The sequence below is a fragment of the Hydrocoleum sp. CS-953 genome, assembly GCF_002260545.1.
In the GTDB taxonomy this organism is placed as follows: Bacteria; Cyanobacteriota; Cyanobacteriia; order Cyanobacteriales; family Microcoleaceae; genus Trichodesmium.
In genome coordinates this window covers 1-5339 of record NZ_LGSU01000902.1, presented here as the reverse complement: position 1 = coordinate 5339, position 5339 = coordinate 1, and the positions used below count along the sequence as shown (strand labels likewise).

Annotated in this window: 4 protein-coding genes and 1 pseudogene; 4 read left to right on the top strand and 1 reads right to left on the bottom strand. The window is 33.1% G+C overall.

Annotation, left to right across the window (positions count from 1 at the left end; translation table 11 throughout):
* Positions 1-77: 77 nt before the first annotated feature.
* From AFK68_RS44900 to AFK68_RS12110, 3 genes and pseudogenes are all read left to right on the top strand, one after another.
* Positions 78-1628 (top strand): annotated as a pseudogene (locus AFK68_RS44900) (hypothetical protein); the annotation flags it as partial.
* A gap of 1 nt (position 1629) precedes the next feature.
* The coding region (locus tag AFK68_RS12115; protein WP_210407365.1) for a hypothetical protein at positions 1630-2181 on the top strand (552 nt) is incomplete at its 5' end.
* Positions 2182-2416: 235 nt separating this feature from the next.
* Positions 2417-3853, top strand: a complete 1437-nt coding sequence (locus AFK68_RS12110; RefSeq protein WP_246844140.1) for a TIGR03985 family CRISPR-associated protein — start codon at positions 2417-2419, stop codon at positions 3851-3853.
* Positions 3854-4136: 283 nt separating this feature from the next.
* Here AFK68_RS12110 and AFK68_RS12105 read toward each other — a convergent pair whose 3' ends face one another.
* A complete protein-coding gene (locus AFK68_RS12105; protein ID WP_210407141.1) occupies positions 4137-4697 on the bottom strand; it encodes an HD domain-containing protein in 561 nt (186 codons plus the stop codon).
* Positions 4698-4898: 201 nt separating this feature from the next.
* Here AFK68_RS12105 and crn3 point away from each other — a divergent pair, with 201 nt between their 5' ends.
* Entirely contained in the window at positions 4899-5228 is a 330-nt protein-coding gene (gene crn3 / locus AFK68_RS12100; RefSeq protein WP_094670694.1) for a CRISPR-associated ring nuclease Crn3/Csx3, read from the top strand.
* The last annotated feature ends 111 nt before the right edge of the window (positions 5229-5339 follow it).

Sequence of the window (5339 nt, the reverse complement as noted above, 5' to 3'; positions counted from 1 at the left end):
GATTTATAGTTATCTAACCTAGTCAGATATATATAAACAGTTCGGTGTAAAGTTATATTAGTTTGAAGAAAAAATCTATGTCTGCTCAAAGTAAATTTTCTTGGCAAGAAAAGTTTCAGTATAAATTTGACAACTTTATGTCAAAGGGTGGCTTCTCGGTATTTCTGGCATTAGTGTCAGCATTTTTTGGGACTTTCCTATTAATGACAGGTCTACGTTACCTTTCTGAGTGGATTTTCCCAAATCAAGATTTAGAAAGCGATTTGCTTTGGGATGTATTTGTACAACTAATTGGCCTCAGAGATACGGGAGACGAAGCAAATTTTTCTACTAAAACTGTAGGGGTATTAACTATTTTTCTAGGCTTGGTACTTTTCTCTAGTTTAGTAGCTTTTATTACTCAAGAATTTGAATCACGACTGACTTTGCTGAAGAAAGGTAAAAGTTTAGTAGTAGAAAAAAACCATACTTTAATCTTAGGTTTTAATGACAGAATTGTTGATATTATTACTGAGCTAGTAATAGCAAATGAATCAGAATATGATGCAGCAATTGTCATCCTATCAGAAAAAGATAAGGAATATATGGATGATTTTCTGCGGGATAAATTAGGAGATTTAACAACTACTAGGGTAGTTACTCGTAATGGAGTAGTAACAAATATAAATAATCTGAATAAAGTCGGAGTTAAAGTTGCTAGATCGGTAGTAATTTTAAATGATGCGAAAGGAACAGATCCACAAGATGTGAAAAAGTTATCGGATGCGAGAGTTGTTAAAGCAATTTTAGCCACTGTAGCAGCTAATGAAGAAAAAAAATCATCTCTACCACCAATAATAGCTGAAATTCACTCAGCACAATATCGTATTTTAGGGAAAAGTATTGCTCCTCAAACTGTAACAACTTTGAATGAAGCTGATATTTTAGGGAGAATTTTAGTCCAAACTTCACGGTCTGTAGGGTTAGCAACAGTATACTTAAATATCGTAGGTTTTGCCGGAAATGAAATTTATTTTTACCATCCTCAAGTTGATTGGCAAAACCTCAGCTTTTCTGAATTACAATTTCATTTTTATCAAAGTATTCCTTTAGGTGTACGGGATAAAAATGGGGATGTAATTATCAAACCAGATAGCAATTATCAGTTAAAAAATGCTGAATCAATAATTATTTTAGCAGAAGATGACTCCCAAATTAAATTTCACCAAGAACCTTTACTTAAACCTGAAATTTTAGGTTATGTTGATGTCAGAAAAACCATTGACAGAAAAACAGAAAAACATTTAATTATTGGTTGGAACTCCAAAACTCCTATCTGTCTCCGAGAATACGCTAAATATGTAGTTGAAGGTTCAGAAGTTAATCTAGTAACTCACAAATTAACATCAGAAATTGAAGCCAAGTTTGAGGAAATTCGTAAAGCTTATCCTCAAGTTTTGATGCAAATTAGGCAAATAAATGTAGATGTTGTTGAAGAACTCAAAAGTCTCGAATTATATAAATATAATAGTATCTCAATTTTAGCTAGTAAAGGTAAAAATTCTGAAGAAATTGATGCTAAAACTTTGACAACATTGCTAGAAATTAGGCAAATATTCCAAGAATACAAGGAAGAAACTGGAAACCCANTCCGAAAAATATAATAGTATCTCAATTTTAGCTAGTAAAGGTAAAAATTCTGAAGAAATTGATGCTAAAACTTTGACAACATTGCTAGAAATTAGGCAAATATTCCAAGAATACAAGGAAGAAACTGGAAACCCAGTTACAACAGAATTAGTAGTAGAACTTGCTGACTCGGAAGAAACAGATTTAGTAATTAAAGCCGGGGTTCAAGACTTCTTACTTTCCAATCAATTTGTGTCTAAAATTTTAGCTCAGGTATCTCAAGAACCAGATGTAATGTTAATCTACCGGAATTTATTTTCGGCAGAAGGTAGCGAAATGTATATTAAACCGATAGAACTTTTCTTTCCTCCTGAAAAAGTTGGCAAATTATCTTTTGCTGACTGTGTATTTGCTGCTCAATCTCGTAATGAAATTTGTTTAGGGGTGAAAATAGCCTCTCAAGTTCAAGATAAAGATAATAATTTTGGTATTTATTTAGCTCCTAGTTTGGATGCTAAGTTTTCTCTAACTCTTGCAGATGAACTGATTACAATTGCTGAAGATGAAACATAATTTCAGTTATAGTAGGGAACAGGGAACAGGGAATAGGGAATAGTTGGAAAAACATTTCCACAATCTTGATTCATCATTAGTAATTATTCAGGGAAAATCCTTTCTTAGCTATATCAATTATCAGTTTTCAGCTATTAATTTTGAGTCACAGCAAAAATTTAAAGTTATTTACATCGCCAATTCGACAGTTACCCCCCTATCTAAATGTTCACTTTTGAATTTTGACTTTTAAATTTTGACTTTTTTTAGCTATTTTCCAACTCCAGAAATATTAGATTGGTTAGCATTAGGGCGATTAGGAGATAGATTTAATCGCTCAATTAGACTATGGGTTTTATTAAATTATTTTTATGGAGAAAAAAAGAATTTAGCTGCCAAATTACCAAAAAATTTTGGTTACATTGACTTCCGGGAAGAATTTTTTTCCCCGGAACATCCTTTGAGCGATCGCTTCACCACAGAACAAATAAAAACGGAATGTCCAGACGAAAATTGTATTTGTAAAAAGTCAATTAAAGAGTTAATCAAAGTAGAAATTTATCCTCAATCAGTTAAAGAGTGGCAACAGAAAATTAGAGATAAAATGGGTGGGGAAGTTATAGAAATAGAGCAGCGTCCTTTTGCGACAGTACATCGTACTATTAGAGATGATTTAAAATATTTAGCTAAGTTAGGATGGCTACAAAAATCAAAAACTCAAGTAGGAGAATATCACTGTCAACCACAAAATAACTGGCCTCAACCTCCTCTAATTCAAACAGAAAGATGGGATACTTCAGAATTATCCTCGACTCAAAGTTGGGAGTTATTAAAGATTTTAGAGTCGCTTTCTTTTGTACAACCTAATTTAGAATTAGTAGTAGAATCTTTGTGGGAAAAAACAACTCAACAAAAGTCTTTAGTAAGAGATGAACCACAAAAAAGAATATTTATACATTTAGATTATATTCTGTCAGATGAAACTCAAGATAGAGTTGATAATTATCATCAACAAATAGAGGAGTTATGGCATCAATTACCGGGAGGGGTAATCAAGTTTAAATATTGGAGAGCGAAGACAGAAAGGGAACTAGAAATAATAGTTTATCCGGTTTGTCTACATTATGCGCGTCGGGCAAAATATTTAACTGCTTTTGGCAAAGATACTGATGGTAAATTTGGCTGGCATAATTATCGTTTAGACAGAATAGTATCGGAGGAATTAACTATTTTGAAATGGGGTAATTCTCAGATACCAAAGAAATTGTCTGAGTTATGGAAAAAAGGAAAATTACCAACTGTTGAATTTGTAGAAGAAGAACTGGAAAAAGCTTGGGGATTTAATTTTTATTTGCCACGGGATTTGTTAATAATGAGATTTGAACCTAAGTTTGCCCGTGGGTATGTGGATGGTACTGTGCGACATGAGACATTTAAACCTATTAAGTATCAAAGTTTATCAAAGTTAGTTCAAAAAGAAATAAAAAATCCCCAAAAAAGACAAAAGTTATTGAATATTATTAAGGCACGTTCTCCCAAAGATGCTTATTATTGGGGATGGATAAGAAATGGAGATATTAATGTTTTAATGCGGTTAAGAGATTGGCGGCCGAAGGGAGAAGTTATTGCACCTATTTCTATTCGAGAAAAATTGAAATTGGAGGCTGAGGAAGAGTTGGCTAATTATGATTAATTAGGGAATAGAGAAGTAGGGGATAAGTAAACATAATTGTAGGGGTTTGGTGACCAAACCCCTACCAAAGGAGTTTTTACCAAAACTGATAGTAAAATATTATTCTCTATTGAAATTAGAAGCACAATAAGAGTTAGCTAATTAATCATAATTAGGGAATAGAGAAGTAGGGGATAAGTAAACATAATTGTAGGGGTTTGGTGACCAAACCCCTACCAAAGGAGTTTTTACCAAAACTGATAGTAAAATATTATTCTCCAAAGTCAGCAGATTTTATATACACCTAAAACTTTTCTAATTCAGCAATAATTCTCATAAATTCTTGTTTGAGATAATTATCATCTTCATAACAGGAAACTAAAGAATGATAAAACCAAAAAGTTTTTTCTTTACCTCCATTAAAGCGCTTCCATACTATTTTTCCTTCTTGACGTAATGCAGCTAATAAGTCTCTCCCATTATGCAGTTTATCAGCAAGAGAAATAAGTTTTACAGATTTACTGCCATTAGATATTTGCTGAAGATAACGTAATTTTCGCTCTTCCCAGGGTGGTTTAGGAATAGTTTCCGACTCCGTACAACCATCAACAATATCAACAACTGTTTCTCCAAATAATTCCAGAATATGTTGACGAGTTGCCATACCTCCCCTATCTTCCACTGCATCATGTAATAAAGCAGCGATCGCCTCATCTTCATTCCCACCATTTTCCAATACCAAAGCAGTAACACTTAAAAGGTGAGCAATATAAGGTGTACGTCCGTCTTTGCGTAACTGTTGAGAATGTAAGTTGTAAGCTAATACCAATGCTTGTTGAAATCTTTCTGTGAGTTTGATGCTCATAATTTTTTCCTCCTAATATTTAAGTATACGGAGTTGTAGAAGAGGATATTTCTATATTATCAGGCCAAATACTGAGCAGAAGAGCTGTCTTCTACATCATGTTAGAATATCAATAGTAAAAAAATAAGGTCTTGGAGGTACTAATAACTAAAAACTAATAACTGAAAGCTGATAACTGATAACCCATAACTGATAACTGAAATGACATCTATACAACTTAAATTAATTTCCCATCAAACTACTGATGGAATGCCATATCAACATCTTCATATTGAGATGACTACACCAGACGGTATTATTACACCTGCTGACTTAAAAGGTTTGAAAATACCCCCGAATATTCAGTGGCAACAAGGTGTTGTCATAGAAGGTAAAGCACCGATATGGTTATATGCTTATTTGGTTCACGAATGCCATCCCGCACCGTGGGTTGGTTGTTACGATCCTCGACTTGGTGCCGTTGTCGTTTCTACTCATACTCATGCTGTTACTATTGGTTCCATATTAACTTTAGAATTACCGAATAATTAACAATTAACAATTAATAATTAAGCATTTTGTAGGTTGGGTTGACGTTAAGGAAACCCAACAACAAACTGATTGAATGTTGGGAAGGAGTTCAATAATTAATAATTAATAATT